We start from the raw sequence: 26446 nt of genomic DNA, 5'->3' as shown, positions 1-26446 counted from the left end.
CTTGGGTTCTTACGACCCGGATAACGACTTTTGCGTAGGGCGCGGAAGGCGCCTGCCGATACAATGGACCGAATCTCTACAGCGAACGTCGTTCCACCCTCACCCATGCGGATCACCAAACCCCAAGACTTCACCGCCGGCCTTCTCTTCATCGCCATCGCCGCGGGCGCCTACTTCACGGTGCCCGCTTCGGGTGTGGGCGAACTCGCCCACCTTGGGCCCTCGGGCTTTCCGCGGCTGACGGCAGCCGCCCTAGGCATCATCGGCGTCATCCTGACGGCGCGGGGCCTCGGCGGCCGCACGGGCGAAGCGCTCCGAGGAGGCCGCTCCGTCTTCGGGATCGTCATCCTCCTCTTGGCGTCCCTCGTCTTCGGGCTCACCTTCGAGCACGTCGGGCTCTTTCTCTCCTCCGCACTCGCCGCTTGGATCTCGTCGCTCGCGCACCCGCGGGAGCGCCGTTGGGAGGCGTTTCTGCTCTCGGTCGGCCTCGCCTTCTTCGTTTCCGTCATCTTCGTGACCGGGATCGGCCTTCAGGTCGACTTCTGGCCCGACCTTGACGCCGTCTTCTCGCGGGGGTGAGCACCATGGACATTTGGGCCAACCTCGCACTCGGCTGGAGCCAGGCCGTCTCGCTCGCGAACCTCGCCTACTGCCTGGCGGGGGTCGGTTTGGGGACGCTCGTCGGCGTCCTCCCCGGTCTCGGCCCCGTCGCCACGGTGGCGATGCTGCTGCCGCTCACCTACGCACTCGACCCCGCGAGCGCGCTGATTCTCCTGGCCGGCATCTACTACGGGGCGCAATACGGCGGCTCCACCGCCGCGATTCTCGTCAACATCCCGGGCGAAGCCTCCGCCGTGGTGACGTGCTTGGACGGCCATCGCTTGGCGCGGCAGGGCCGCGCCGGGGCGGCGCTCGGCATAGCCGCCTTGGGGAGCTTCATCGCGGGGTGCTTCTCCACGATGCTGATCGCCGCCTTTGCGGAACCCCTGACGCAGGTGGCCTTCGCCTTCGGCGCGCGAGAATACTTCAGTCTCATGATTCTGGGCCTCACCGGTGCGGTGGTGTTGGCGAGCGGGTCCCTCATCAAGGCGGTCGGGATGATCTTCGTCGGGGTCCTCTTGGGGCTCATCGGCATGGACGTGCAGTCCGGCGCCCTCCGCTACGTCTTCGGACTTGATGAACTCATGGACGGGATCGACTTCGTGCCGATTTCGATGGGGATCTACGGGCTTGCCGAAATCGCCCGCAACCTTGAAGCGGCCGACCGCTCCGCGGCGGCGCCTTCGAGCGTGGGCCGCCTTCTTCCCAACAAGGAGGAGTGGAAGGCTTCGGCCGGTCCGATCGCCCGCGGCACCCTGATCGGGAGCTTCCTCGGGATCCTTCCCGGGGGCGGCGCGCTTTTGTCGTCCTTCGCCTCCTACACGTTGGAGAAGAAGTTGGCGGGCGCCAAGGCGAACCCGCCCTTCGGCGAAGGGAACATCCGCGGCGTGGCGGGCCCCGAGTCCGCCAACAACGCGGGCGCGCAGACAAGCTTCATCCCGATGTTGACACTCGGGATCCCGTCGAACGCCGTCATGGCCCTCATGATCGGCGCGATGATGCTCCACGACATCACGCCGGGGCCGCAGGTGATGAGCTCCAACCCGGAACTCTTCTGGGGCCTCATCGTCTCGATGTGGTTGGGGAACGCGTTCCTCTTGGTTCTGAACCTCCCCTTGATCGGCGTTTGGGTTCGTCTTCTTCGCGTCCCCTACCGTCTGCTCTACCCGGCGATCCTGCTCTTCTGCGCGGTCGGCGTCTACTCCGTCAACAACAGCGTCTTCGACATCTGGCTCATGATGGGGTTCGGCGTCTTGGGGTGGATCTTCGCGAAGCTGGGGTGCGAATGCGCGCCGCTGCTTCTCGGCTTCCTTCTGGGGCCCATGTTGGAGGAAAACTTCCGCCGCGCGCTTCTGCTTTCCCGCGGCGACCTCCTCACCTTCGTCGAGAGCCCGGTGAGCGCCGGCCTTCTGATCGCGTCGCTTCTGCTTCTTCTCATCGTCACCGTCCCGGCGATCCGCTCGGGGCGCGAGAAGGCCTTCGCTGAGGACGACTGAAACGATTGAGACGGCGGAGACGGCGGGAACGGCTGAGTCGGTCCATTCCTCACCCACAACGCATCAGGGGCGCCCGGCGCTCCTGATGCGTTTTCATCTTCCGCCGACCACCCAAGCTCAGTCGAGCAGCGTCGTCAACGCGAGCACCCAGTCGCTCAGCGTCTCTTCTTCCGGCGTGCGGACGTGTTGCCCCTGCCCATCCGGCGTTGACTCCACCGAAGCCGTCCTCCAACGCACCAAGCCAGAGAGAAGCACGCCCTCCTCGGCGATGCCGGGCAGAGCGAGGGCGGGTCCAAGCCCTGCGGGGAGCGCCGCCCCTTCCCCCAATACCGACGACAGAGCCGAAAGCGGCACCCACAGATCGGGCGCCGCGTCCCGCTCACCCGGCATCCGCCCGCGCACCACGGTGACGACCGTGCCGTCGGGCCCCTGCACATCCAACGCTTCTTCACCCCAAAGACGCCGGGCGCGGAGACGGTTCCAACCCCACATGAAGGGCCAGGCCGCAAAGAGCACCCAAAAGGGAGCGGAAAGCCAGAAGGCCATCGGGAGCGCCGCGCCGTCAAGGCTCTCGACCGTCGTGCCTTCGAGCGTCAGGGCGGTGCCGAGGAGTCCCCACAGGTACCAAAGCATCCAACCGCGGCGACACCGCGAGGGCGGCATCGGCAGATCAACCTTCATGGGCGTGTTCACCTCGGACAAGATGCGTCCGGGGACGCGTGTCGGCCCCGGCGGTCGACGCGGGCGCCATGGTTCGGAGCAACCGTCCCAAGCCTTCGGCCAACGCCGCTTCAAACGCAGGCGTCGCCTGCGCGGCGGAGACCGGAAGCGCCAGGAAGAGCGCCTCCCGGCGCCGCTGCGCCCAAACCGCAAGACGGGTGTCGGTGAGGCGGCAGGGCGGCGTCTGAGGGGGGCCGTAGATGTCCGTGACGGATGAGGCGAGTTCCGGCGACTCCGTCGCCTCCAACATCGCCCCCGAAAGAAAAACGACCAACTTGGGGCGACGCCTTGCCGAGACCTCCAGGAAGCCTTGGGCGTTCGCGGCCAACCATCTGGGGAGCCTCGCCCCCTTGGCCTCCGGAGGAACCATGCGGCGCCCGCTTGCGTTGTGTGCCGACGAATCCTCGCACGCATCCTCCGACGGGCCAGGCCACGTCATGACGGCGAAGTGCCGGGAGGCCGCGTTGACGTCGAATCCCGCCGACGAGAGCCACGCGAGCGCGCGGCGCACGTAAGGACCGCGGTCGACCTGCGTCGCGGTGATGAGACCGCGCGGACGCTCCAACATTTCGGTCCAGGACTCGGGATCGACGCCCTCGGGTTCGAGCGGGCGCTCCGGTCCCATGCCGGGGAGCGCCACGATGAGAACGCCGCCGGAGGCGTTTTCGGGCGTCTCCGCCGTTCCCGGCGGATTCACCCGGGCGGGCTCAGCCGGGCGCCCCATCAGTCGCGCCCCCAGGGTTCGAGCCCCAACTCCCGGATCTTTCGGGAGAGCGTGTTGCGGCCCAACCCCAAGTGGGCGGCCGCTTCAAGGCGCCGCCCACGCGTGCGGCGAAGCGCCTCCAAAATGACCGTGCGTTCAAAGTCGTCGATCAGCGCATCCCAAAGGAGACCGTCGCCATCCCCCGACGCGCGCATCGCGTCCCAACGCTTCCCCACTTCCGTGCGGAGCACGGCGCACCAGTCGTCCGAGGGCGCAACCGCACCCTCGGCGGCAGGCGCTTCAGAGGGGGCGTACCCCGCAGACGACGCTCCCGCCGTCCTGAGTGCGGAGGATACGGAAGGCGCCTGGGCCGCATGACCCGCATGCCCCAAGAGCACGTCTCCCTCCAAAACTTCCGGCGGAAGGTCTTCGGGGCGCACCTCAATCGACGGCGCCATCACGAGGAGCCACCGGCAGATGTTCTCCAACTGACGGACGTTTCCCGGGAAGGGAAAGGCTTCGAGCTTGGCGAGGGCTTCGGGCGTCAACACCCGGGGCTCGACCCCGAAGCGGGCGGCGCCCGCCGTGAGGAAGTGCCGGCACAGGGGCGCCACGTCCTCACGGCGCTCACGGAGCGGCGGGATGCGCAGCCGGATGACGTGAAGACGATGGTAGAGGTCTTCGCGGAAGCGCCCTTCCGCGACCATGGCTTCAAGGTCGCGGTTGGTGGCGGCCAGCACGCGCACGTCCGCCGTGAGGAGTTCCCGCCCGCCCACGCGGTAGAAGGAGCCGCTGCTCAGCACCCGCAGAAGCCTCGTCTGAAGTTCCATCGGCATGTCGCCGATTTCATCCAAAAAGATCGTCCCTCCGCGAGCCTGCTCGAAGCGCCCCTGATGCGTCGCCACCGCGCCCGTGAAGGCGCCCTTTTCGTGCCCGAAGAGTTCGCTCTCCAAAAGTTCCTTCGGGATCGCCGCCATGTTGATGGCGACGTAGGGTCGGTGGCTTCGGGGACTGTGGCGCCAGATTTCCCGCGCGACCACTTCCTTACCGACACCGGATTCGCCCGTGATGAGCACGGTCGCCGTGCTTTTCGCCAAGCGCCCGATCGCACGGTAGAGCTCCTGCATGGCGGGGGCCGCCCCCACCATGTCGTCGGACCACGCCGGGGTGGACGAACGGTCGGCCGAGGCCTTCGTCGTCGGTTTCGATGCCGGAGCGGCGGGAGCGGCAGCCCCGGCTTCCGCCGGACACCCCGTGGGGCGGCGACGCCGCCCCTCGGCCATCGCGCGGCGGATCAATTCCACCGCGCCCTCGATGTCGAAGGGCTTCGCGAGGTACTCGAACGCGCCGCCGCGAAACGCAGTCACGGCGCTCTCCAGGTCGGAGAAGGCCGTCATGATGATGACGGGCATCTCGGGATGCGCCTCCGCGACCTTGGTGAGCAGGTCCGTGCCGGAGATCCCCGGCATGCGCACGTCCGAGACGAGGACGAGCGGCGCCTCCGCGCCGTCCTCCAACGCCCTCAAGACCGCATCCCCTCGGTCGAACGCACGGAACGTGATCCCGGCCCGCGTGAGCGCCTTTTCAAGCACCCAGCGGATGGAGCGGTCGTCGTCGGCGATCCAAACGGGGCCCTCGGCACCTTCGGTGCGGTCGTCGGTCATGTCGGTCCTTTCATTCATGGCGGGTTCCGTTCGGGGTGGATGAAGGGGTGGCTGCAGATGTGGTGGAGTCGGGAGCATTGGGGATCGAGTTGCTCAGGTCGGGCGGCGCCAGAGGGAGAAGTACCCGGAAGACGGTTCGTCCGGGCCGACTCTCCAACTGCACGGCGCCACCGCAACCCTCGACGCAGCTCTTCACCAACGCAAGTCCCAAGCCCGTCCCCTCGGCGCGGGTCGTCACGAGCGGGTAGAAGATCTGCTCCTGGAGTTCGTCCGGAACGCCGGGGCCGTCGTCCTCCACCTCGACCGACGCCGCCTGACGGACGGGCCCCTCAAGGAGCCGCGCATCGCGCACGATGCGCGTCCGGATGCGCACCGTCCCGCCCCCGCCCTGCCGGGCGAGCGCTTCGAGGGCATTCGTCGCAAGGTTCAGGAAGACCTGCGTGAGGCGCTCTTCGTCGCCCTTCACGGCGGGCAAGGAAATGTCGTAGTCGCGGACGAGTTCCACCGATTCAGGGAGATCCTTTTCGACGACGCGGCGCACGCGCTCAAGGACCGGCAGCAGGTTCGCCCTCGCGTCGGCGCGCTGCGGCCTATAGGGAGAGAGGATCCGCTCCGTGAGGCGCATCAAACGCTCGGTTTCTGAGAGCACCACGCCGACGCATTCCAGATCGTCGGGGTTCGTGAGTTCGCTGCGCAGAAGCTGCGCCGCGCCCCGGATCCCGCCCAAAGGGTTCTTGATTTCGTGCGCGAGGTTCCGGAGGAGCGTCGCGTTCGCGGCGCGCACGTCGCGCTCAACGCCTGCGCGGGCTTCTTCCAGGACGCCCTGCAGGTCGGTAAGCTCCAGAACGCGCACGCCTTCGTCAGAGAGCGCGGAGAGCGCCGCCGCCATCGTACGGCGGGTACCCTCCGCCGTCTCGACGGCGATCGTCCCTCGCACGGCACCCTCTTTCCCGAGCCACTCCGCAAGCTCGGGAAAGAGCGCCGCGGCGGGGGTTTCGAGCGCACTCTTTCGCGTGCGCCCCGTCATCGCCTCCGCGGCGAGGTTGAGTTCGAGAAGGCGCCCCTCGGCATCCACCCAAACCATCGCCGCGGAGAGCGCGTCCGCCCAGGCTTTCGCCGTAGGCGAAAGCAATACGGGATGTGCGTCGCGCACCGGACGGTGATTTTGCGGAGGAGTCATGGCGGCCTTCTTCAGGATGGGGAAGGGACTGAATGGGGCAGACGGGACGGGCGGGAAATTTTGGAAGGGCCCTTCTGCGCAAAACGGCGGTCCGCCGGACCGCCGTTCGCTTACCCTGCGTGGGGTTCGATCCCTTCCCGGGCGTCCGTCCGGCCCCGGCATCAGTGCGAGAAGTAGAGATCGAAGTCGAGCGGCGTCACGGCCATCTGCGCGCGGAGAACTTCCTTGCGCTTCAGGGCGATGTACGCGTCGATCATGTCGTTCGTGAAGACCCCGCCTTTGAGGAGGAAGTCGCGGTCGGCGTCGAGCGCGTCGAGCGCAACTTCGAGCGACGGGGCGACGGTCGGGATCTTCGCGTTTTCTTCGGGCGGCAGATCGTAGAGGTTCTTGTCGGCCGCTTCGCCCGGATGGATCTTGTTTTCGATCCCGTCCAAGCCCGCCATCAGCATCGCGGCGAAGCCGAGGTACGGATTGCAGAGCGGATCGGGGAAGCGCACCTCCACGCGGCGGGCCTTCGGGCTCGTCACATGCGGAATGCGGATCGAAGCGGAACGGTTGCGGGCGGAGTACGCCAACTTCACCGGGGCTTCAAAGCCCGGCACCAGACGCTTGTAGGAGTTGATGCCCGGATTCGTGATGGCGTTCAGCGCACGGGCGTGCTTGATGATGCCGCCGATGTAGTAGAGCGCCAGGTCGGAGAGGCCCGAATAACCGTTCCCGGCGAAGAGGTTTTCGCCGTCCTTCCAGATCGACTGATGGACGTGCATCCCGGAACCGTTGTCGCCTTCGACGGGCTTCGGCATGAAGGTCGCCGTCTTCCCGTAGGCGGCCGCGACGTTCCAGATCGTGTACTTCGTGATCTGCGTCCAGTCGGCGCGCTCGACGAGCGTGCTGAACTTCGTGCCGATTTCGCACTGGCCGGCGCCCGCCACTTCGTGGTGGTGGATTTCGACCGGGACGCCCTGCTGCTCGATCAGCGTGCACATCTCGGTGCGGATGTCGTGGAGCGAGTCGCACGGCGGGACCGGGAAGTAGCCGCCCTTCATGCGGTTGCGGTGGCCGAGGTTGCCGCCTTCGAGGTCAAGACCCGAGGACCAGGGGGCTTCTTCGGAACCGATCTTGAAGAAGCTGTGGCCCGGCTTCAGATCCCAGGCGACGCTGTCGAAGATGAAGAATTCGGGTTCGGGACCGAAGTAGGCCGTGTCGCCGATCCCCGTCGACTTGAGGTAGGCCTCGGCGCGGCGCGCGCACGAGCGCGGATCGCGCTCGTAGCCCTTGCCGGTCGTGGGCTCCAGCACGTCGCACGTGAGAACCAGCGTGTTCGCCTCGCGGAACGGGTCCATGCGGGCCGTGGCCGGGTCCGGGAGAAGCATCATGTCGGACGCTTCGATGCCGCGCCAGCCGGCGAAGGACGAGCCGTCGAAGGCCTGCCCGAGCTCGAACACGTCGTCGTCGACACGATGGGCGGGCACCGTGAGGTGCATTTCCTTCCCCAGCATGTCCGTGAAGCGGTAGTCCACGTACTTCACGTCGTTGTCCTTAATCATCTGCAGCACATCAGCGGCGGACGTCATCTTGCGTACTCCATAAAGGCCGGACCGGTCGCGTTGGTGCTCTACGGTCGGCCGAAAACAAATTCCGGTGGGCGGAAGCCCTTACGCCCAGGGTCAAGCAACCTGCATGCCAAAAAGCGGGGCTGGGCCTTCGCACCCGAACCCGCACATTATGCCGGGGTTTGGGTGCCTGCGCCCATATGGCGCAGGGTTTCCATGAAGCATGCGCACCAAATTGGTGCGCATGCTCGTTATTCGGAAGTCTCCAGAAAGCGTTCCTGGACGTCGGAGAGGAAGGCGAGCCCCTTGGGCGTCGTGCGGATCCGTGACGGGTCGTCGACCAAGAGTCCTTCGCGGCGGAGCCTCACCAACGTGGGTTCGATGACGGAAAGGGGCAACCCCGTCCGCACTTCAAAGAGCTTCGCCTCGACCCCATCGGTGAGGCGCAACGCATTCAGCATGAATTCGAAGGGAAGCGCCTCCGCATCGACGGTGAGCGCCGCTTCCGTGCCGAAGCGGCCCGAATCGCCGGCTTCGACCGCCTCCATGTATTTCGCGGGCGACGCCCAACGCTGCTCGCGTCGGATGAGGAGTTCCCCTTCGGGACTTGCCGTCGTCACCTTGGAGTGCGCACCCGCCCCCAACGCCAGGTAGTCGCCGAAAGTCCAGTAGATGAGGTTGTGTCGCGTGCGCAGACCCGGGCGGGCGTAGCCCGAGACTTCATAGTGCTCGAACCCTGCGGCAGCCAACTTCTCCGCCACCATCTCGCCCATGTCGGCGGTGAGGTCCTCGTCAGGGAGGTTCTCCGGCGTACGCTTCGCGAACGCCGTGCCGGGCTCGATCGTAAGTTGGTAGAAGGACAGGTGCGTCGCTCCGGAGGAAACGGCTTCGTCCAACTCGCGGGCGAGCTCCCCGACCGATTCGCCGGGGAGCGCGAACATCACGTCGAGGTTGAAATTCTCAAAGACGCGTCCCGCCGCGCGCACCGCTTCGCGGGCGCGCGCCGCATCGTGGATGCGACCGATGGCGCGGAGCCTCTCATCCGAGAAGCTTTGGATGCCGAGCGACAGGCGGTTGACGCCCGCCCGCCGGAAGGCTTCGAACTTCGCTTCGTCGGACGCCCCGGGATTGGCTTCCAGAGTGACTTCTGCATCGGCCGCCACATCGACGCGCGAGCGGATGCCCTCCATCAGTCGCCGGACCGCCTCACCCGACATCAGACTCGGCGTCCCGCCCCCGATGAAGATCGACTCGACGGTGCGGCCTTCCACCGTTTCGGCGCGGCGGTCAAGCTCCGCAAGAAGCGCATCGACGTAGCGGTCTTCGGGCAGCACCGCGGGCGAGCGGTGCGAATTGAAGTCGCAGTACGGACACTTCCGCACGCACCATGGCCAATGGACGTAGAGCCCGAGGGGAATGTCCAAGAGACGTTGGGGCTGAACGCTCACCACTGCCAACGGTCCTTCAGAAGCTTCGCCATGACGGCGAGCGCGCGGCCGCGGTGGCTGCGCGCGTTCTTTTCTTCAGCCGTGAGTTCGGCCGCGGTGCGGCCCAATTCCGGCACGAGGAAGTGCGGGTCGTAGCCGAAACCGCCCTCACCCTTCGGTTGGTCGACCACCTCACCCTGCCAAACGCCTTCGGCGACCAAGGGCTCCGGGTCTTCCGGAGACCTTACCGCGACGAGCACGCACATGTAGTGTGCGCGGCGGGAAGCCGCGCCTTGGAGTTTTTCGACGAGAAGACGGTTGTTGGCGGCATCGTCCGCGTCTTCGCCCGCAAAGCGCGCGGACCAAACGCCCGGCGCACCGCCTAAAGCGTCGACGCAGATCCCAGAATCGTCCGCCATGGCGGGCAACCCCGTTTGGGCGGAGGCGTGCCGCGCTTTGGCGAGCGCGTTTTCAAGGAAGGTGCGGAAGGGTTCCTCCGCGCTCGTCACGCCGAAGGCGCCCTGCGGCGCCACGTCGACGCCGAGGGGCGAAAACATCGCCTGAAATTCGCGAAGCTTCCCCTTGTTGTCGGAAGCGAGGACGAGCTTTTTCTGCGGTTGTTCCATTTGGGTTCCTGGTTCGTAGGGGTTGAGGGCGTCAGCGGCCGAGCGCTTCCGACTGAAGGCGGGCGAGTTCCGCATTCCCCTTCTTTGCGAGTCGGATGAGCTCCGTGAGCTCCTCATCGGTAAAGGGCGCGCCTTCGGCCGTCCCCTGGATCTCGACGAAACCGCCCGCCGCCGTCATCACGACGTTCATGTCGGTGCCGCAGGCGCTGTCCTCCACGTAGTTGAGGTCGAGCACCGGGTGGCCGTCCACGACGCCCACCGAGACCGCACTCACCTGCGCGATGATCGGATCGCTCTCGATTTGGCCTTTCTCAAGCATCCCGTCCACGGCGTCACGAAGCGCCACCCAGGCGCCCGTAATCGAGGCGCAGCGGGTGCCGCCGTCCGCCTGCAGGACGTCGCAGTCGATCTGGATCGTCCATTCGCCGAGACGCTTCCTGTCGACCGCCGCGCGGAGGCTGCGGCCTATGAGGCGCTGAATTTCCTGCGTGCGGCCGCTCTGCTTGCCGCGCGCGGCCTCACGGTCGCAGCGCGTCCCGGTCGAGCGGGGGAGAAGTCCGTACTCCGCCGTCACCCAACCTTCGCCCTGACCACGGAGGAAAGCGGGGACGCCCGGCGTCACGCTCGCGGTGCAGAGCACCTTCGTGTCGCCCATGGCAATGAGCACGCTCCCTTCGGCGTACTTGGTGAAGCCCCTTTGGAAGGTGACGGGGCGGATTTCATCAGTGCGGCGTCCGTCGGCGCGGGGCGCACTTGCGGTCGATTCCATCTTGTCTGTCTCCGGCTGATGCCCAATGGTTGTCGATTGGTGGGGTTCATTCTAATCACTGAGCGTCCTTGCCCATTACAATGCGGCCCAAGCGGCCGGCCGCAGTGCCGACGAAGCGTTCCTGCGGTGCCGCAAGCATTGAGAACAACCCTTTTGAGGATTCATCCCATGCATGCCGTATCGAGCATGACGGGCTACGCCGTCGCCGAAGGTCTCTCCCCTTTGGGGAAGATTTCGATCGAGTGCCGCGCCGTCAATTCACGATTCCTTGACCTGACGCTCCGGATGGACGAGTCGCTCCGCTTCGCGGACGGACTCGTCCGCGAACAGATCCAAAAGCGCGTCGCCCGCGGCAAGATGGAAGTCCGCATTTCGCTGAAGGCTTCCGATGCGGGCCTTCCGACGGCGCTGAACGATTCGGCGCTTCGCCGCATCGCGGAACTTCAGGCGTCCATCCGGAAGGTGATCCCGGAAACGCCGCCGCTCACCGTCGCCGAACTTCTCGAGATGCCCGGGATCGCCGAAACGGGGGGAGCCGACCGCGACGAACTTGCGGCCAGCATCCTCAAGGTGTTGGACGAAGCGCTCACCGCCTTCTCGGCGGCGCGCCGCCGCGAGGGCGAAGCCCTCGCCAAGGTGCTCCTCGACTACTGCGCCCAGATGGAGGCGACCGTCGAAGAGGTCCGCGCCGAAATCCCCCGCATCATCGCGCACGTCGTAGGAAAGCTCACCGAGCGTCTTGAAGACGCCCTCGCCTCGGCGCTGACGGAAAAGAGCACGCTCACCCGTGAAGAGGTGTCGGATCGCATCCGCCAGGAAGTGACGCTCTACGCCATTCGTCTCGACGTCGACGAAGAGATGAACCGCCTCGTCACGCACCTCAACGAAGTCCGCCGCATTTTGGAAAAAGGCGGCCCCGTCGGCCGCCGACTCGACTTCATGGCGCAGGAAATGAACCGTGAGGCGAACACCCTCGGTTCCAAAGCCGCCGCCATCGAAATGACCAACGCCTCCATGGCGCTCAAGGTCGTGATCGAGCAGCTCCGCGAACAGATTCAGAATCTCGAGTGAGTACCACCATGACAGAAAACCACCGTCAGGCCGACCACGCCGGCCGTCTCTTTTTGGTGACGGCCCCTTCGGGCGCCGGGAAGTCCACCCTGGTGAACGCGCTCCTTGCGCGTGAGCCCGGGATCCGCCTCTCCATCTCGCACACGACCCGTGCGCCGCGCCCGGGTGAGGAAAACGGCCGCGAATATCACTTCGTCACCGAAAAGGAATTCCTCGCGATGGAAGCCCGCGGCGAATTCCTCGAGTCCGCCCTCGTGCACGGCAACCACTACGGCACGAGCCGCGTGTGGATCGAAAAGGAGATGGCTGCCGGAAACGACGTGCTCCTTGAAATCGACTGGCAGGGTGCCCGCCAGGTCCGCTCGCGCTTTGCGGGGACGATCGGGATCTTCATCCTGCCGCCCTCGATCGAAGCCTTGGAGTGGCGGCTCAACCATCGCGGTACCGACTCCCCTCAGACGATCACGCGACGCCTCCTCGGCGCCGGCGCCGAGATGGCGCATGCCCCGGAATTCGAGTACGTTATAATCAACGAAGACTTCGATACGGCACTCTCGCAGCTTGTCGCCGTCGTGACGGCGAGCCGCCTCGCCTACGCGCAGCAGGCCGTCCGCCACAAGGACACCTTTGCGAGTTTGGGCGTGCCCGTTCCCTCGGGCGCGGCGCAGGAGTAAGCCCCAAGCGAAGTTTCACCGCGGGCGGATGCCGCGGCGCCTCTTAGAGGTGTCGCCTCCGCCCTTTGGTCGTCGACGACCGTCGACCGCCATCCGAACACCCATCAAACCCTACGTCAATCAAGATGGCCCGCATTACCGTTGAAGACTGCCTCAAGAAGATCCCGAACCGCTTCCAGATGGTGCTCGTCGCCGCCTACCGCGCGCGTCAGCTGACTCAGGGCGACACGCCCAAGGTCGAAGCCAAGGACAAGCCCGTCGTTTTGGCGCTTCGCGAAATCGCCCACGGCGACGTCGGTCTCGAAATGCTCAAGCGCGTGCCGTAAACTTAAAAGACGCGCGCGCTTTCTGAAGCGCTGGCAGCATGGCCGGTCCGCTTCCGCTCGACACGCGGAAGCGCGCCGGCCGTTTTTGTTCAACCCCTCGTGTCGATCAGTTCTCCCCGCAGAGGATCCGCCATGTCCGTCGACGTCTACGAATACCCCGACGACTTGTACGCCACCAAGGAAGACGGGCTCACCTCGCCTCCGATGCCGATGCCGCCGCGCAAACCCATTGCGCCCTTCCGCTTCGCACGGCACGCGCGTGCGCCGATCCCCATTTCGCCCACGCCGGAAACGCTTCCGGACGCGGACCTGCCGCTCTTCACGCCGCAGGGGCCGAAGGTGCTCACGACCGCGGACCAACTGATCGACCGGTGCCGGCTCTTCCTCTCGACCGCGGACGTCGAGAAGATCCGCGAAGCGTACCGCTACGCGGACAACGCGCACCTCGGCCAATTCCGAAAGTCGGGTGAACCCTACATCACCCATCCGATCGCCGTTGCGTCGATTCTCGCCTCCTGGAAGATGGATGCGGAGACGATCGAAGCGGGGCTCATGCACGACGTGCTCGAAGACACCCCCATCGGCAAGCGCGAAATGGTGGAGAAGTTCGGCGTGGCGGTGGCGGAATTGGTCGACGGCGTCTCCAAGCTCGACAAGCTCCGCTTCTCTTCAAACGAAGTCGCCCAAGCGGAGAGCTTCCGCAAGATGCTCCTCGCCATGTCCAAAGACGTGCGCGTCATCTTGGTGAAGCTCGCCGACCGACTGCACAACCTCAGAACATTGGGCGTCATGCGCCCGGAAAAGCGCGCACGCATTGCGCGTGAGACGCTCGACATCTACGTACCGATCGCACACCGCCTCGGCATGAACAACGTTTTCCGCGAGCTTCAGGAACTGAGCTTCGCGAACCGCTATCCGCTTCGCTACAAGGTGCTCTACGGAAACGTTCTCCGCCGACGCCAAGAGCGCCGTCAAATCCTGGAGCAGATTCTGAACGCCACGCGTGAGCACCTCTCGCGAGACGGCATCCGCTGCAGAATTCTCGGCCGCGACAAAACGATCTACGGCATCTACAACAAGATGCGCGAAAAGCACCAGTCGCTCACGGAAGCTCTGGACATCTACGGTTTCCGCGTCGTGGTGCATTCGCTTGAAGACTGCTACCTGACGTTGGGTGCCCTTCACCGCCTCTACAAACCGGTTCACGCCCGCTTCAAGGACTTCATCGCGATCCCGAAGACGAACGGCTACCAGAGCCTTCACACCACGGTGATCGGCCCGGACGGCACACCCGTCGAATACCAGATCCGCACCGAGACGATGCACCGCATCGACGAGGACGGGATCCTCGTGCACTGGCTCTACAACACGGACGAAGGCACCGACGACCTCCAGTCGAAGACAACCGCCTGGCTCCAGAACCTTCTGGAAATCCAACGCAACAGCACGGACAGCCAGGAATTCCTCGAAAACATCAAGGTCGACCTTTTCCCGAACCGCGTCTACGTCTTCACGCCTGCCGGGAAGATCATCTCGCTCCCGAAAGGGTCGTCGGCGATCGACTTCGCCTACGAGATTCACACCGAAGTCGGGAACACCGCCCGTGCGGCGAAGATCAACGGCGAAACGCGACCGCTCTCTTCTGAGCTCAGAAACGGCGATCTCGTCCAAATCATCCGCGCCGACCATCCGACGCCGACGCCGGAGTGGTTGGAGCACGTCCACTCAGGCAAAGCCCGAGCGGAAATCCGTCAGTACCTGAGAAACAGCAAGCGGGAGGAAAGCGTGACATTGGGCCGCGCGGCCTTGGAAGCCGTGGCCGAAGAACAGGGGATCGACCTCACACCCTTCCGTACGGAACTGCGCGAACGCGTGCTCCGCGACTTCGGCGTGGAGGATGAAGACGAACTCTTCGAACAGATCGGCCTCGGGAAGCTGCTCCCGGCGGCGCTCCTGCACCGCATCAGCGCCTTGGGCGAACAGGCTGAACGCCCGACCGTCGTCATCCGCGGCACCGAAGGCGCCGCGGTGAAGCTCGCGGACTGCTGTCACCCGATCCCGGGCGACAAGATCTGCGGGTTCGGTCGACCCGGCGCCGGACTCACCGTCCACCGCCGGGACTGCCCGCATGCCGAACACGGCATGCAGGCGGACCCCACCCGTTGGATGGAAGTGCAGTGGGGCGATCCGAAGCCGGGGAGCGTCTTTGCGGTGGAATTGGCCGTGACCGTCACGGACGCCCATGCGGGTCTCGCCACCGTGGCGACCAGCGTCGCGGAGGCGCGCTCCAGCATCATCGGGTTGTCGCTCACGGAGGAGAGTCCCAACCCCGTCGTCACCGTCACCGTGCAGGTGCGCGACAGCAGCCACCTCATTCACGTCATGCGCACGCTCCGACAGAACGATGCGGTGAAGAAGGTGAAGAGGGTGATGGACTGAGGCGTTGAGGTTGAGAGGTCTTGCGGCACAAGCCGCAGGACCTCAAACAAGTTTCTTCGGACGCCAAATAAGGAAAAGCCCGAAACGCATCAGACGTTTCGGGCTTCGTGATGGTGGAGAGGAGGAGGATCGAACTCCCGACCTCTGCATTGCGAACGCAGCGCTCTCCCAGCTGAGCTACCCCCCCATCGTTGGAGGCGTCGGCACCTTCATGCCGTCGCTGTAGGATGTGAATTGTGCACATTTGGCATTCCTCGCGCAAGGGGTGTTTTCTCAAAATACCGTGTTTGCGGTATCAGCAGAGTTCCTCCACGAGAGGGAGAGCGGCGTTTCACCGCGGCGCTTCGCGTATAGTTAGGAGACCTTGAGCATCCCCGAAATACCACCGCCTACGCCCTCGCATGAAGAAGATCGACTTTCACTACAACGTCCCGCACAGGCTCCGCTACGCCTGCCTCGTGGCGAGAACGGTCTACCGGCGGGGGATGTCGTTGGCGCTTTGGTGCCGGGACGAGCGGCGCCTGCGCGACCTCGACTCGCTCCTCTGGCGCTTCGACGACCTCGCCTTCCTGCCGCACGTCCGTGCGGAGAGCCCGTTGGCGGCCGAAACGCCGATTTGTTGGTCGACGGACCTCAAGACGCTCTCGGGCGACGTGCTGCTTCTTTTGGACGACGAACTTCCCGCCGACTGGCAGACGGAGTTCGGGCGCTTTGAGCGCATCATCGACGTCGTGAGCACCGAACCCTCGGAACTTGAGCGCTCCCGCGCCCGCTACCGCGCCTACAAGGCGGCGGGGGTCGAGCTCGCCGCCTACGACCGCAAACCCTGACCGTTAGGACGCCCCTATGGAACGCAAAGAACCCACCTTGTCCCTGCACCCCGAGACGACGGAACTCAAGTCGCGCGTGCGCCTCACCTGGGGTGAGGTCCGGGCGTTGGCGGAGGCCACGCCTCAGGAGCCGACGTTGGTGCGCCCGGAAACGGTGCAGGCGCCGCGGACTGAGGTCCGCACGGACGCGCCTGCGGCGGCTGCCTTTGAAGCCGCCGCCCCCGTTCCCCCGGCGGAACCAGCTGCGCCAGCCCAACCGACACCCGCACCCGCACCCGCACCTGCGCCCGCGCCGCTCACGGACGACGACCTCCGTCGCCTGGCCGAGATGGTTGCGCCCAAAATCGAGCAGGCGCTTCGCGAACACCTCCGCGAAGCGCTCGACATGTCGCTCGGGAACGCCCTTCAGCGTGCACGGAGCGACGTCGAACGCTCGATCGGCCCCATCGTGCAGCAGACGGTGATGAAGGAACTGCGACGAATCGACGTGGCCGCGCTGAAGCCTCAGAATTGACCCGGGTTCGCCCAACGGGCGGGCCGCTTCGTGCGACAATGAAACACCTTTCCCGCCGGAAGAGAACGCCCCGCAATCGGGGCGTTCTCTTCCGGCGTTGACCCCCTCAGCCATCGGAAGAAAAACAAATGTCTGAACAATCCACGCCTGAACTCGCCAAGAGTTTCGAGCCTCAGGAGATTGAGGCGCGTTGGTACCCGATTTGGGAAAAGCGCGGGTACTTCCGCGCCGGCCTTGATCCGAAGAAGCCCGGCTTCTCCATCCAGCTCCCGCCCCCGAACATCACCGGGATCCTTCACATGGGGCACGCCTTCAACCAGACGGTGATGGACACCCTCACGCGCTACCACCGCATGGCGGGTTACAACACGCTCTGGCTCCCTGGTACCGACCACGCCGGCATCGCGACGCAGATCGTCGTCGAGCGTCAACTCGAAAAAGAAGGCGTCGACCGCCGCGACATCGGCCGCGAAGCCTTCATCGAAAAGATTTGGGATTGGCAGAAGTTTTCGGGCGGCACGATCCTCTCGCAGATGCGCCGCTTGGGCGACAGCGTCGACTGGGACCGCACCTACTTCACGATGGACCCGAAGCTCTCCGACACGGTGATCGACGTCTTCGTGCGCCTCTACGAGCAGGGCCTCATCTACCGCGGCAACCGTCTCGTCAACTGGGATCCGAAGCTCCAGAGCGCGGTCTCCGACCTTGAAGTGGAAAGCAAGGAGACGGACGGGCACCTTTGGGAAATCCGCTACCCCGCCGCCGACGGCGGCGAGGGCGTCGTCGTCGCGACGACGCGTCCGGAAACGCTCTTCGGCGACCAGGCCGTGGCCGTGCACCCCGAGGACGAGCGCTACGCGCACTTGGTCGGCAAGATGCTGAAGCTCCCGCTCACCGACCGCGAGATCCCCGTCATCGCCGACGAATACGTCGACCGCGAATTCGGCTCCGGCTGCGTGAAGATCACCCCGGCGCACGACTTCAACGACTTTGAAGTCGGCCGCCGCCACAACCTTCCGATGCTCTCGGTGCTCACGAAGACCGCGACCATGAACGAGAACGTGCCCGAGAAGTACCGCGGCATGGACCGCTACGCCTGCCGCAAGGCGGCGGTCGCGGACCTTGAGGCCGCGGGGCTTTTGGTCGCCGTCAAGCCCCACAAGCACATGGTCCCCTACGTCGGCCGCACGGGTGAAGTCGTCGAGCCGATGCTCTCCGACCAGTGGTACATGGCGATGAGCAAGCCCGCGCCGGAAGGCACGCGCTTCCCCGGCCGTTCGATCGCCCAGGAGGGTCTCGACGCCGTCAACTCCGGCGAAGTGAACATCTTCCCGGCCGAATGGCGAGGCGTCTACCGCCAGTGGCTTGAGAACATTCAGGACTGGTGCATTTCGCGTCAGCTCTGGTGGGGTCACCGCATTCCGGCCTGGTACGACGAAGCCGGGAACGTCTACGTCGCCCGCACGGAAGCTGAAGCCCAGGCGAAGGCGGGTGTTGGCGTTGCACTCACGCAGGACGAAGACGTGCTCGACACGTGGTTCTCGTCCGCGCTCGTCCCCTTCTCGACCTTGGGCGGCGTGGATCCCAAGGAAGACGAACGTGCGGCGTTTGACATGTTCCTCCCCAGCACCGTCCTCGTCACGGGCTACGACATCCTCTTCTTCTGGGTTGCCCGCATGGTGATGATGACGCGCCACTTCACCGGCCGCGTCCCCTTCCGCGACGTCTACATCCACGGACTCGTGCGCGACGCCGAAGGTAAGAAGATGTCGAAGAGTGAAGGGAACACCCTCGACCCCCTCGACATCATTCAGGGGATCGACCTCGAAAACCTCGTTCAGAAGAACACCCGCGGTCTGCGTCAGCCCGAAAAGGCGCCCGTCGTCGAAGCGAAGCTCCGCAAGAACTATCCCGAGGGCATCGCCGCCCACGGCGCCGACGCGCTCCGCTTCACCATGGCCGCCTACGCGACCTTGGGCCGCAACGTCAACTTCGACCTGAAGCGTGCAGAGGGCTACCGCAACTTCTGCACGAAGCTCTGGAACGCCACCCGCTTCGTGCTGATGAACGTGGAGGGGCAGGACTGCGGCGTCGGCGAAACCGCCTCGCTCCCGATGAGCTTCTCGCCCGCTGACCGCTGGATCACGTCGGAACTGAACCGCACCATCGCCGAAGTCACCGCGGCCTACAAGGACTACCGCCTCGACAACGCCGCGAACGCGATCTACAGCTTCGTCTGGAACCTCTACTGCGACTGGTACCTGGAGCTCGCCAAGGTGCAGCTCAAGGGCGACGAGGCCGCCGCGCGCGCGACGCGCCGCACCCTCGTCACCGTGCTCGAAACGGTGCTGCGCCTCGCGCACCCGATCATTCCGTTCATCACGGAAGAGCTCTGGCAGAAGGTCTCCGTCGTCGCCGGCGTGCGCCGCGCCGACGAGGAAACCTCCGTCATGATCCAGTCCTACCCCGTCGCCGACGAGAGCGTCTACGACGAAGAGGCCGAACGTCAGATGCGTGCGGTGCGCGACATGATCGAATGCATCCGCAATCTGCGAAGCGAAATGAAGCTCGCTCCCTCGACCCGCGTCCCGCTCCTTCTCGAAGCCGACGAAGCCTTCTGCACGATGGCCCCGCCCTACCTCACGGCGCTGGCGCGCCTTGAGGGCGTGGAGCGCGTCGAGAACCTCGACGCGAAAGCCGAAGGCACGATCGCGCCGGTGGCGATCATCGGCGACGCCAAGATGATGCTCAAGGTCGAAATCGACCTCGCCGCCGAACGCGACCGCCTCTCGAAGGAAGTCGCCCGCCTCGAAGGCGAAATCGCGAAGTGCAACGCGAAGCTCGGCAACGAACGCTTCGTCGCTCGCGCCCCCGCCGCGGTGGTGGAAACGGAAAAGCAGCGCTTGGCCGACTTCACCGAGCTCCTCGGCAAGGTAAGCGCCCAACTCGCGAAGCTCCCGAAGGCCTGACCTAACGCTGACGGATCTTTGAAGGCGCCCCGACCTTTGCGGTCGGGGCGCCTTTCGTCTACCGAAGGGCACGGCAAAACATCGGGAATTCTCCCAGGGTCCGCGCGATCCTTTGACCTGATGACTCCGCGCTTGGGTTTTCCGGAACACCCGTCTACCCCTGCCGCCATAATGGTTTAAAGGAGGATTTCGCGCGAAGCCTCGACTCCCGCGGCGGATACCCTCCTCCGAACACGACGAACACCATTCAATCCGGGAGAAAAGAAATGTCTACAGTCGACCTGATCGCGAAGGCGATCGAAGAAAAGAAGTCTCTGGCCTTCGGCTACCACGGCAACGACCGCGTGGTCTCCCCCTATGCCTACGGGCTCAACGGCGCCAATGAAGTGACCATGATGGCCTATCAGACCGAAGGCGGCTCGACCTCCGGCGTCACCCGCAAGCTGCGCTACTTCACGGTCGCCGACATGCTCGGCACGGCCGTTTCCGAATCCCCCTGGGAGGCTCCCGCTCCCGAAACCGAAGCGGGCTTCGGCAAGTTCCTGCAGATCTACGCGCGCATCTGACCCGGACCAAGATTCCGCACCTCGGCATCCACCGGCGACGGTGGATGTTTCTTTTGGAGGATCACGCGTAAAATCCGTCTTGACCTTCCACCCTCCAACCCGATCCTCCGCATGACCGCTCCCGGCCTTACCGACGACGAACTGAAGCGCTACCACGCCGCCATCGTCCGCCAACTCTTTGACTTCGACGACCTCTGCCGGGCGAACGGCATCGAATACATGCTCTCCTTCGGGACGCTTTTGGGCGCCGTCCGGCACAAGGGGCTCATCCCCTGGGACGACGACGTCGACGTGATGATGATGGAGGAGGAGTTTGAGAAGCTCCTCAAAGTGGAGCTCCCCGACTTTCTTGAGATCGACCGCACCCGCATTACGAAGTTGAACGACAAGCGCTTCCGCTACGCGCGTGCCCCGCGGTTGGACGACTGGAAGCCCGTCTTCATCGACATCTTCGTCATGAAGGAGACGGGGTCGATGGCGGAGCCGCTTACGCGGCTCCTTCAATGGGTCAATGATCGCCACAAGCTCCCGAAGGGACATCCCATGCGGATCTTCAAGAGCCTTGTGAAGTACCCCCTCAAGCCCGTTCGGAACCTGCTTCGCGGATGGGCGGACCGTCAGGAGGACAAGACCCGAATCCGCTACACGCACCACCTCTATCAGGACATCAGCTTCCCGAAGGAGAAGTTCCTGCCCGTCCGGCGCGAGTTGGACTTCTGCGGGAGGAAGATGCCTGGGCCTTGCGTACCGGAGAGCTACCTCCGCATTCAGTACGGTCCCGACTTCATGACGCCGCTGCCGCCTGCGAAGCGGCGGTTCCGAGTGCACAGGATTGATTTCTGAGGGTTCGGAAGTGATTGAGGGAGCGTAAAACGCTCCCTCCATCCGTCTTCACCGACCCTCCAACGACCAGGACGACTTCTCAAACATGTCGCCCCGGATGCCGTAGACAAAGCAGCTCATCGATTCCTGAGCAAGATTCGCGTCGCTGCAGGAGTCGTAGAAACGAACGCGATCCGCATCACCCACGCCGCTTCTGTACTTCACGGGCAGCTCACGAACACCCGCCAGGATGAGATCCGGCACGTCGCCGTTCGTCATCGGCTCGTCCGACACCTTCATCTCACCCTTCCCACCGAAGTCCTTCACGAGAAGAAGCGGATAGCGGATGCCCGGGTTGTCGACGTCTTCGTCGATGCGGCCCTTGTAGGGGACCCGTCCGATGCCTTCAAGGAGCGTCACGCTGTCGCGGCCGCCGTGGTCGGCCGTCACAACGATCCGGGTGTTGTCGAAGACGCCGTTCACACGCATCCAGTTGAGCCAATCGGCAAGGCGCTCCGTGAAGGCACGCTCGGAGAGGTAGTGGCTGAAGTCGATCACGGGATTCTCACGCTTCCAGGCGGAAGGCGTGTCCGGTTTGACGAGCGAGGGCAGGCCGTCCTCGCCGATGTAGCGTCCCGTGTGCGAGCCGTCGCTGTAGACGTAGCGGTAGACGTCGCCCGAAGGTACCACGCGGCTGAAGTCCGCCCAGGGGCGAACGGCGGCGTAGGCCTTGAATCCGTCCAGCGTTTCCTTTGCGGACGCCAACCAACGGCCGTTCGCGTACACCTTGCCGCGCAGCGAATAAGGCGCCGCCTTGAAGATCGAAATGGAGAGGAGTCGACCGAACGCATCCGCGCGGTCGCGGCTCTTCGCGTCCTCAAAGGTTTCGCGGTAGTAGTAGTCGAACCAACCGTCCATCAGCTCCGCGTAGCCTATGTTGGGGTACGCGAGGGGCTTCGGAGAGGGCCACATGCTCCCGATCACGGCACGGTCCCAGCTCTCACCCAAAAGGCTCGGAATCAGGTCGTAGCTTTCGCCGTAGAGCTGCTCGAAGGTCTTTCCCTCGTTGTCGCGGTTGATGCCGGACACCGAGAAGCGGTTCCCACCCGCAGTCACCGCGAGCGCGTGGAGCGTGCCGCTCCCCGCGGCGGTCGTGTCGCGGTACCAGGTGAAGCCTTCGAACGCTGCCTTCAATTCCGGGCGCTCCTCAAGGATCCGCAGGAAGTGGTCCGCCGTGTACATGTCGAAGACGACGACGAGAAGGTTCTTGCCCGTAGCACTGAAGGTGAAGAGGTCTTTGGACGAGGCCGGCGGTACGGGCTTTTCCGTCTGCACCGCCTTCGCGGGAACGCGACCCGCCAAGGGGGCGAGCATCAGAGCGGAAAGGCCGAAGACCAGGACCGTCAAGAGCGACGAGAAGTCCCGCACGGTGCGCGTGGAGAGCCTCTTGACGGCAAAGACCGAGACCGCCGCCAGGACAAGAAGCGCCCCGGCGTCCTTCCAAACGTTCATCGCGTCGTAGAGGGGCTGGGTCTTCTCGAGTTCCCCGCCGTTGATGAGGCCGTAGTCGCCGACGAGCAGGAACGCGTAGGCCGCCAGGGCGAGGTCAAGAAAGAGCGCCGTCGCGAAGACCGCGACGGCGGCGCCCTTCGGGAGCCCCCGGCAGAGGATCCCGGCGAAGACGGCCGCAAAAAGCATCGCGAGGACGAAGAGCGGCATCACGACGTCGAAGGTCGTCGAGACGGAATCCGGGTCCGAAGTGAGGACGAGTGCGGGGAGCCCCACCAACATGACGGCGACGCCCAAGACGAGGAGCGCCACCGTCGCCGTGCGCATGCCTTCACGGTAGAAGCGCGAGAGCGGTGCAAAGACTTTGTCGGAAAGAATCGAGAAGAGCCCTAACACCAGGGTGAGCACGGCCGAACCCGCACAGGCCCACACGGTCGCGGGCGGGTCCTTGGGCGCCAGATACCACTCGGCCGTGATGCCGAAGACGCCCGTGCAGAGCACCGCAGGATAGAGGACGTTGAGGAGCGCCAGGATGCGTCCCGCCCGGCTCATGAAGACCCAACGCTCCGCCGCTGGGACGCGGCGGAGCCCTTCCGAGATGAGCGACGTCGAAAGCGCAAGCATCATGAGGAAGGCTTCCAAGCGGCCCGCATCGGGAATCCCGCCCAGGCCGATCGTGTTCTTCCAGAGGCCGTTCGTATCCCACACGGCGTAGAGAAGCAGCAGGACGCCGGTCCCCAGCACCCACGCGAATCCCTTCGAGGGCGCGGACGCCGCGCCCTCAGCAGCGTCGGGGGCGCTGCCAGTACGGTCGGCATGCTTCGCGCGCCAGGCCGGGAGCAGGCTCTTCTCGACGATGTTCTTGCCGAGCGAGTAAACGTTGTTGAGAGTCCAGTAGAGCGTCAACGCCGCCGGGGACGCGTAGAGAAGCACGAGGAAGAGCGCCGAGAGCCCGTAGAGCTGGATCTTGTCCTGCTTCGAGAGCGACGCGGTGTAGACGAAGGCCGAGAGCAGATTCACCGCCGTCATCAGGAGCGGGAGCACGTTGATCGAAAAGCCCCCGAGCTTGATCAGACCGTCGGCCGCACCCAGGTCCGTGATGGGGCCGAAGGCGACGCCGCGCAGTTCCGGCATGTTGGAGAGCAGGTGGTATGCGGCGATGAAGAACGGGATCTGGAGAAAGAACCCGAGCGAGGAGCGGAGCGCGAGCCTCGCCGAATAGCCGTGCTGACGGCGCATCGTGGTCAGCATCGCGAAGCGCTCCTGCCCCTTGAACGTGCGCTTGATCATCGCCTCGGTCGCTTCGAACCCCTTCTTGATGCGGCGCTCCTCTTCCTGCCAGCTCTCCGCCTTGTTGTAGATGGGGAGGATCAGCGTGTTGACGACGAGGCTCATCACGGCGACGGACCAACCGTAGGAGCCGATCAGATCGTGGGCCGCGCCGAGCACGGCCGTCATCAGCGCCTCCAGGGGCGCGATGAAGAAGGTGTAGAGAACGGTCAGCATCGGGTCGGCTCCTTCGCGGGGGCGGCTTCAGGGAAACGGTGCGCGGCTGCGCCGCGCACCGTTTCGAGGTCACGGACGAGCGCTTCGGCGATGGGGCGGCCCGCTACGCCGAAGTTGACGATCCCGGCGTCCCTCACGTGGCGGATGCGTTCAGACGCGTCCTGCGGGTTCGCGGCGAGCGCCTCGACGGCGGCAAGCACGCGGTCGGTCTCGTTCGCGGACAAATGCGTGCCGACGGCATCCAGCACGCCCATCTCCCAGGCAGAGTCGTCGAGGTCCCAGGCTTCGTAGCCGTCCTTTTGCCAACCGTCCCCGATCGTCACGACCGGACGTTCGAACACGAACGCGAAGTCGAAGACGACGCCCGAGAAGTCGGACACCATCACTTCCGCGCGGGAGAGGCTCTCAAAGCCGTCGGGCTGACGGTCCCAGCGGATGTTGGGGTAGGAGGCGAGTTCCGTTTGGAGCTTGTCCATGAGGTCCGCTTCGGAGACGAAGCTCTGCGGGTGCGGCCTCAGGATGACGTTCCAACCGGCCTCGGCCAGAGCTTTCGGAACAGCAGAACCCGTGCGGGTCAAAAGGCCCGCACGGCCCCAGGTGGGCGCCACGAGCACGGTGCGCGCTTCGGGTTCGGCGCGGTAGTTCCGGCGCTTCGCGACCATGCGGTCGAAGTAGGGGCAGCCCAGAAGCGGAAGATCCTTCGGCGCGGTGCCGCGCTTCGCTTCGAGGAGGCGAAGCGACCGACGCTGATGCTCGCCCGAGCAGTAGACGGCGTCGTAGTAGTCGAAGCTGAAGAGCTTGTAGCCGTGCGCGTCGGTGGCGGCGTGAACGAGATGGACGTAGCGCTTGACGCCCTTGGAGCGCCGGATCTGCAGGACGTCGATCCCAGGGGTCGTGAGGACGAAGATGTCGGCCTCCAAGAAGCCTAGCGACGTGTAGGCGCTGTTCCCCTTTCCGATGAAGCGGGCGGAGACGCCCGGGATATTGGCTTCAAAGACCGGATCGTTTTCGGCGGAGGTGAGGTACGTGACGCTCTGGCCCATTTCCGAGAGGGCGCGCAGCACCGGCTCGAACGTCCCCCAGTAGGCGGGCGACTCCGCGTAGAAGACGATGCCGCCGCTTCTGAGCGCCTTGTCGTCCCCCTTCATGCGAAAGACCGCCTGGCGGATGAGCGACGGAAGCCGCCGGATGAAGAAGTACCCAGAGCTCGCCAACCCGACCACGATCGAGAGCAGCATGCTCCCCGTGCCCGGATCCAGATAGGCGTGGGCATCTTGGGGCGCCGCCCAAAGGAGCGTTCCCGCCCAAAGGGCGGCGAGCGCCGCCGCGCGCGCCTCTGCGCCTTGGGGGCGGCTGGGCCCCTTTCGCAAATTCATCACGTCACAACTCCGCCGGTACGGCGCCTTGGCCCTGGGGCGGCGGCGCCTTCCTCAAAGCCGGTCGTCAAACCGGCCGAAACTCGAAAAACAAGAAAAAGCCCGCATTCAGATTCGGCTGAATGCGGGCTTTTGTGTGGATGGGGTGGGAAATGGGACTCGAACCCACGACAACCGGAATCACAATCCGGGACTCTACCAACTGAGCTATTCCCACCACAAACTTTGAATTCTGTGGCCTGCCCGGCAGGAATCGAACCCGCGACCGTCTGCTTAGAAGGCAGATGCTCTATCCTACTGAGCTACGGGCAGGCGAACCGCACAGGCTGCATGGTCGGGGTGAAGAGATTCGAACTCCCGACATCCTGCTCCCAAAGCAGGCGCGCTACCAGACTGCGCCACACCCCGAGACGTTTGATTGTATGGGAACGCACGTACGTCCGCCAACTCATACATAAAAATTTACATTTCGAAAGCTCACCTTCACGGCAAGGCGTTTGGGTGCGGCGCCGGCAACACCGCGCGGGCGCTTGGTCTTAAAATGTCGCCGCCTCAGCGGGATTGACGGGGGCCTCACGGCTCTCCGCCCCTTGCGGCCCTCCAATCATCTTTCCACCGGGATCTCCAATGAACCACCAAGAAGACCATTCCAACGACCCGCTGCACGCCAAGAAGAAGGCGTGGTCCGGCCGATTCTCCGAACCCGTGGACGCCTTCGTGCTCCGCTACACGGCGAGCGTGGACTTCGACAAGCGCATGGCGTTGGCCGACATCGAAGGTTCCCTCGCGCACGCGACGATGCTCGAAAAGATCGGCGTCATCAGCACGAAGGATCTCGAAGACATCCGCCGCGGGATGGCCCAGATCCGCGAAGAAATCACCTCGGGCGCCTTTGAGTGGCAGCTCGAACTCGAAGACGTCCACCTCAACATCGAGGCGCGCCTCACCGCGCTGATCGGCGACGCCGGGAAGCGACTCCACACGGGGCGCTCCCGCAACGACCAGGTGGCGACCGACATCCGCCTCTATCTGCGTTCCGAAACGGACGAAATCATCCGCCGCGTCGAACACCTCCAGGAGGTCTTGGTCGCCCAGGCGAAGAAGAA

General features: G+C 64.9%; 22 protein-coding genes and 4 tRNA genes. 12 read left to right on the top strand and 14 right to left on the bottom strand.

The window, feature by feature from the left end:
* The first annotated feature begins 105 nt into the window (after positions 1–105).
* Positions 106–579, top strand: coding sequence for a tripartite tricarboxylate transporter TctB family protein (locus tag HMPREF9440_RS07115; RefSeq protein WP_008542840.1), 474 nt, complete (start codon positions 106–108; stop codon positions 577–579).
* A gap of 5 nt (positions 580–584) precedes the next feature.
* Positions 585–2096: a tripartite tricarboxylate transporter permease gene (locus tag HMPREF9440_RS07110; RefSeq protein ID WP_008542839.1), complete on the top strand. Its 1512-nt coding sequence runs from the start codon at positions 585–587 to the stop codon at positions 2094–2096.
* Positions 2097–2213: 117 nt separating this feature from the next.
* On the opposite strand, the gene HMPREF9440_RS10715 is transcribed toward HMPREF9440_RS07110, so the two are convergent.
* The 8 genes from HMPREF9440_RS10715 to rph all read right to left on the bottom strand — a co-directional run bounded on the left by HMPREF9440_RS10715 (position 2214) and on the right by rph (position 10738).
* On the bottom strand, positions 2214–2777 hold the full coding sequence (locus tag HMPREF9440_RS10715; RefSeq protein ID WP_148516519.1) for a hypothetical protein: 564 nt from the start codon (positions 2775–2777) through the stop codon (positions 2214–2216).
* A complete protein-coding gene (locus tag HMPREF9440_RS07100; protein ID WP_148516516.1) occupies positions 2767–3513 on the bottom strand; it encodes a hypothetical protein in 747 nt (248 codons plus the stop codon). The genes HMPREF9440_RS10715 and HMPREF9440_RS07100 overlap by 11 nt, the downstream gene beginning before the upstream one ends.
* A 26-nt stretch (positions 3514–3539) precedes the next feature.
* Positions 3540–5201 carry a nitrogen regulation protein NR(I) gene (gene ntrC / locus HMPREF9440_RS07095; protein WP_008542836.1) on the bottom strand — a complete coding sequence of 554 codons (1662 nt, stop codon included), beginning with the start codon at positions 5199–5201 and terminating at the stop codon, positions 3540–3542.
* On the bottom strand, positions 5194–6363 hold the full coding sequence (locus HMPREF9440_RS07090) for a two-component system sensor histidine kinase NtrB (RefSeq protein WP_087943851.1): 1170 nt from the start codon (positions 6361–6363) through the stop codon (positions 5194–5196). The genes ntrC and HMPREF9440_RS07090 overlap by 8 nt, the downstream gene beginning before the upstream one ends.
* A 161-nt stretch (positions 6364–6524) precedes the next feature.
* A complete protein-coding gene (gene glnA / locus HMPREF9440_RS07085; protein ID WP_008542833.1) occupies positions 6525–7937 on the bottom strand; it encodes a type I glutamate--ammonia ligase in 1413 nt (470 codons plus the stop codon).
* Positions 7938–8167: 230 nt separating this feature from the next.
* Positions 8168–9364, bottom strand: a complete 1197-nt coding sequence (hemW, locus tag HMPREF9440_RS07080; protein ID WP_040764605.1) for a radical SAM family heme chaperone HemW — start codon at positions 9362–9364, stop codon at positions 8168–8170.
* A complete protein-coding gene (gene rdgB / locus HMPREF9440_RS07075) occupies positions 9361–9969 on the bottom strand; it encodes an RdgB/HAM1 family non-canonical purine NTP pyrophosphatase (RefSeq protein ID WP_008542830.1) in 609 nt (202 codons plus the stop codon). The genes hemW and rdgB overlap by 4 nt, the downstream gene beginning before the upstream one ends.
* 31 nt (positions 9970–10000) lie before the next feature.
* Positions 10001–10738: a ribonuclease PH gene (gene rph, locus HMPREF9440_RS07070; protein WP_008542828.1), complete on the bottom strand. Its 738-nt coding sequence runs from the start codon at positions 10736–10738 to the stop codon at positions 10001–10003.
* Positions 10739–10906: 168 nt separating this feature from the next.
* On the opposite strand from rph, the gene HMPREF9440_RS07065 reads away from it, so the two are divergent.
* The 4 genes from HMPREF9440_RS07065 (at position 10907) to HMPREF9440_RS07050 (ending at position 15248) form a co-directional block, all read left to right on the top strand.
* Positions 10907–11809 (top strand): YicC/YloC family endoribonuclease, encoded by a 903-nt coding sequence (locus HMPREF9440_RS07065; protein ID WP_008542826.1) that lies wholly within the window; start codon positions 10907–10909, stop codon positions 11807–11809.
* Between the two features lie 8 nt (positions 11810–11817).
* Entirely contained in the window at positions 11818–12483 is a 666-nt protein-coding gene (gene gmk / locus HMPREF9440_RS07060) for a guanylate kinase (RefSeq protein ID WP_008542825.1), read from the top strand.
* 125 nt (positions 12484–12608) lie between these two features.
* Positions 12609–12809, top strand: coding sequence for a DNA-directed RNA polymerase subunit omega (gene rpoZ, locus HMPREF9440_RS07055; RefSeq protein ID WP_008542823.1), 201 nt, complete (start codon positions 12609–12611; stop codon positions 12807–12809).
* 132 nt (positions 12810–12941) lie between these two features.
* Positions 12942–15248, top strand: a complete 2307-nt coding sequence (locus HMPREF9440_RS07050; protein ID WP_008542821.1) for a RelA/SpoT family protein — start codon at positions 12942–12944, stop codon at positions 15246–15248.
* Between the two features lie 111 nt (positions 15249–15359).
* Here the strand turns inward: HMPREF9440_RS07050 and HMPREF9440_RS07045 are convergent.
* Positions 15360–15435 (bottom strand) — tRNA-Ala (locus HMPREF9440_RS07045).
* Positions 15436–15649: 214 nt separating this feature from the next.
* Here HMPREF9440_RS07045 and HMPREF9440_RS07040 point away from each other — a divergent pair.
* The 5 genes from HMPREF9440_RS07040 (at position 15650) to HMPREF9440_RS10710 (ending at position 20970) form a co-directional block, all read left to right on the top strand.
* Entirely contained in the window at positions 15650–16078 is a 429-nt protein-coding gene (locus HMPREF9440_RS07040) for a DNA polymerase III subunit chi (RefSeq protein ID WP_008542820.1), read from the top strand.
* 16 nt (positions 16079–16094) lie between these two features.
* Positions 16095–16592 (top strand): hypothetical protein, encoded by a 498-nt coding sequence (locus HMPREF9440_RS07035; RefSeq protein WP_008542819.1) that lies wholly within the window; start codon positions 16095–16097, stop codon positions 16590–16592.
* Positions 16593–16720: 128 nt separating this feature from the next.
* Positions 16721–19561 (top strand): valine--tRNA ligase, encoded by a 2841-nt coding sequence (locus HMPREF9440_RS07030; RefSeq protein WP_008542818.1) that lies wholly within the window; start codon positions 16721–16723, stop codon positions 19559–19561.
* Positions 19562–19827: 266 nt separating this feature from the next.
* Positions 19828–20127 carry a hypothetical protein gene (locus tag HMPREF9440_RS07025; protein WP_008542816.1) on the top strand — a complete coding sequence of 100 codons (300 nt, stop codon included), beginning with the start codon at positions 19828–19830 and terminating at the stop codon, positions 20125–20127.
* Between the two features lie 111 nt (positions 20128–20238).
* A complete protein-coding gene (locus tag HMPREF9440_RS10710) occupies positions 20239–20970 on the top strand; it encodes a LicD family protein (RefSeq protein WP_008542815.1) in 732 nt (243 codons plus the stop codon).
* Between the two features lie 48 nt (positions 20971–21018).
* Here HMPREF9440_RS10710 and HMPREF9440_RS07015 read toward each other — a convergent pair whose 3' ends face one another.
* The 5 genes from HMPREF9440_RS07015 to HMPREF9440_RS06995 all read right to left on the bottom strand — a co-directional run bounded on the left by HMPREF9440_RS07015 (position 21019) and on the right by HMPREF9440_RS06995 (position 25748).
* Positions 21019–23964 (bottom strand): YidC/Oxa1 family membrane protein insertase, encoded by a 2946-nt coding sequence (locus tag HMPREF9440_RS07015; protein ID WP_008542809.1) that lies wholly within the window; start codon positions 23962–23964, stop codon positions 21019–21021.
* Entirely contained in the window at positions 23958–25340 is a 1383-nt protein-coding gene (locus HMPREF9440_RS07010; RefSeq protein WP_008542808.1) for a CDP-glycerol glycerophosphotransferase family protein, read from the bottom strand. Before HMPREF9440_RS07010 ends, HMPREF9440_RS07015 begins: the two co-directional genes overlap by 7 nt.
* 141 nt (positions 25341–25481) lie before the next feature.
* Positions 25482–25557: transfer RNA gene (locus tag HMPREF9440_RS07005), tRNA-His, on the bottom strand.
* Between the two features lie 18 nt (positions 25558–25575).
* Positions 25576–25652: transfer RNA gene (locus HMPREF9440_RS07000), tRNA-Arg, on the bottom strand.
* A 19-nt stretch (positions 25653–25671) separates the two neighbouring features.
* Positions 25672–25748 (bottom strand) — tRNA-Pro (locus HMPREF9440_RS06995).
* A 219-nt stretch (positions 25749–25967) separates the two neighbouring features.
* Here HMPREF9440_RS06995 and HMPREF9440_RS12055 point away from each other — a divergent pair.
* The coding region (locus HMPREF9440_RS12055; protein WP_008542805.1) for a lyase family protein at positions 25968–26446 on the top strand (479 nt) is incomplete at its 3' end.

This window comes from Sutterella parvirubra YIT 11816, assembly GCF_000250875.1.
Classification (GTDB): domain Bacteria; phylum Pseudomonadota; class Gammaproteobacteria; order Burkholderiales; family Burkholderiaceae_F; genus Sutterella; species Sutterella parvirubra.
Note: the sequence above shows the minus strand (reverse complement) of the source record. Positions and strands in the feature narration are given on the sequence as shown.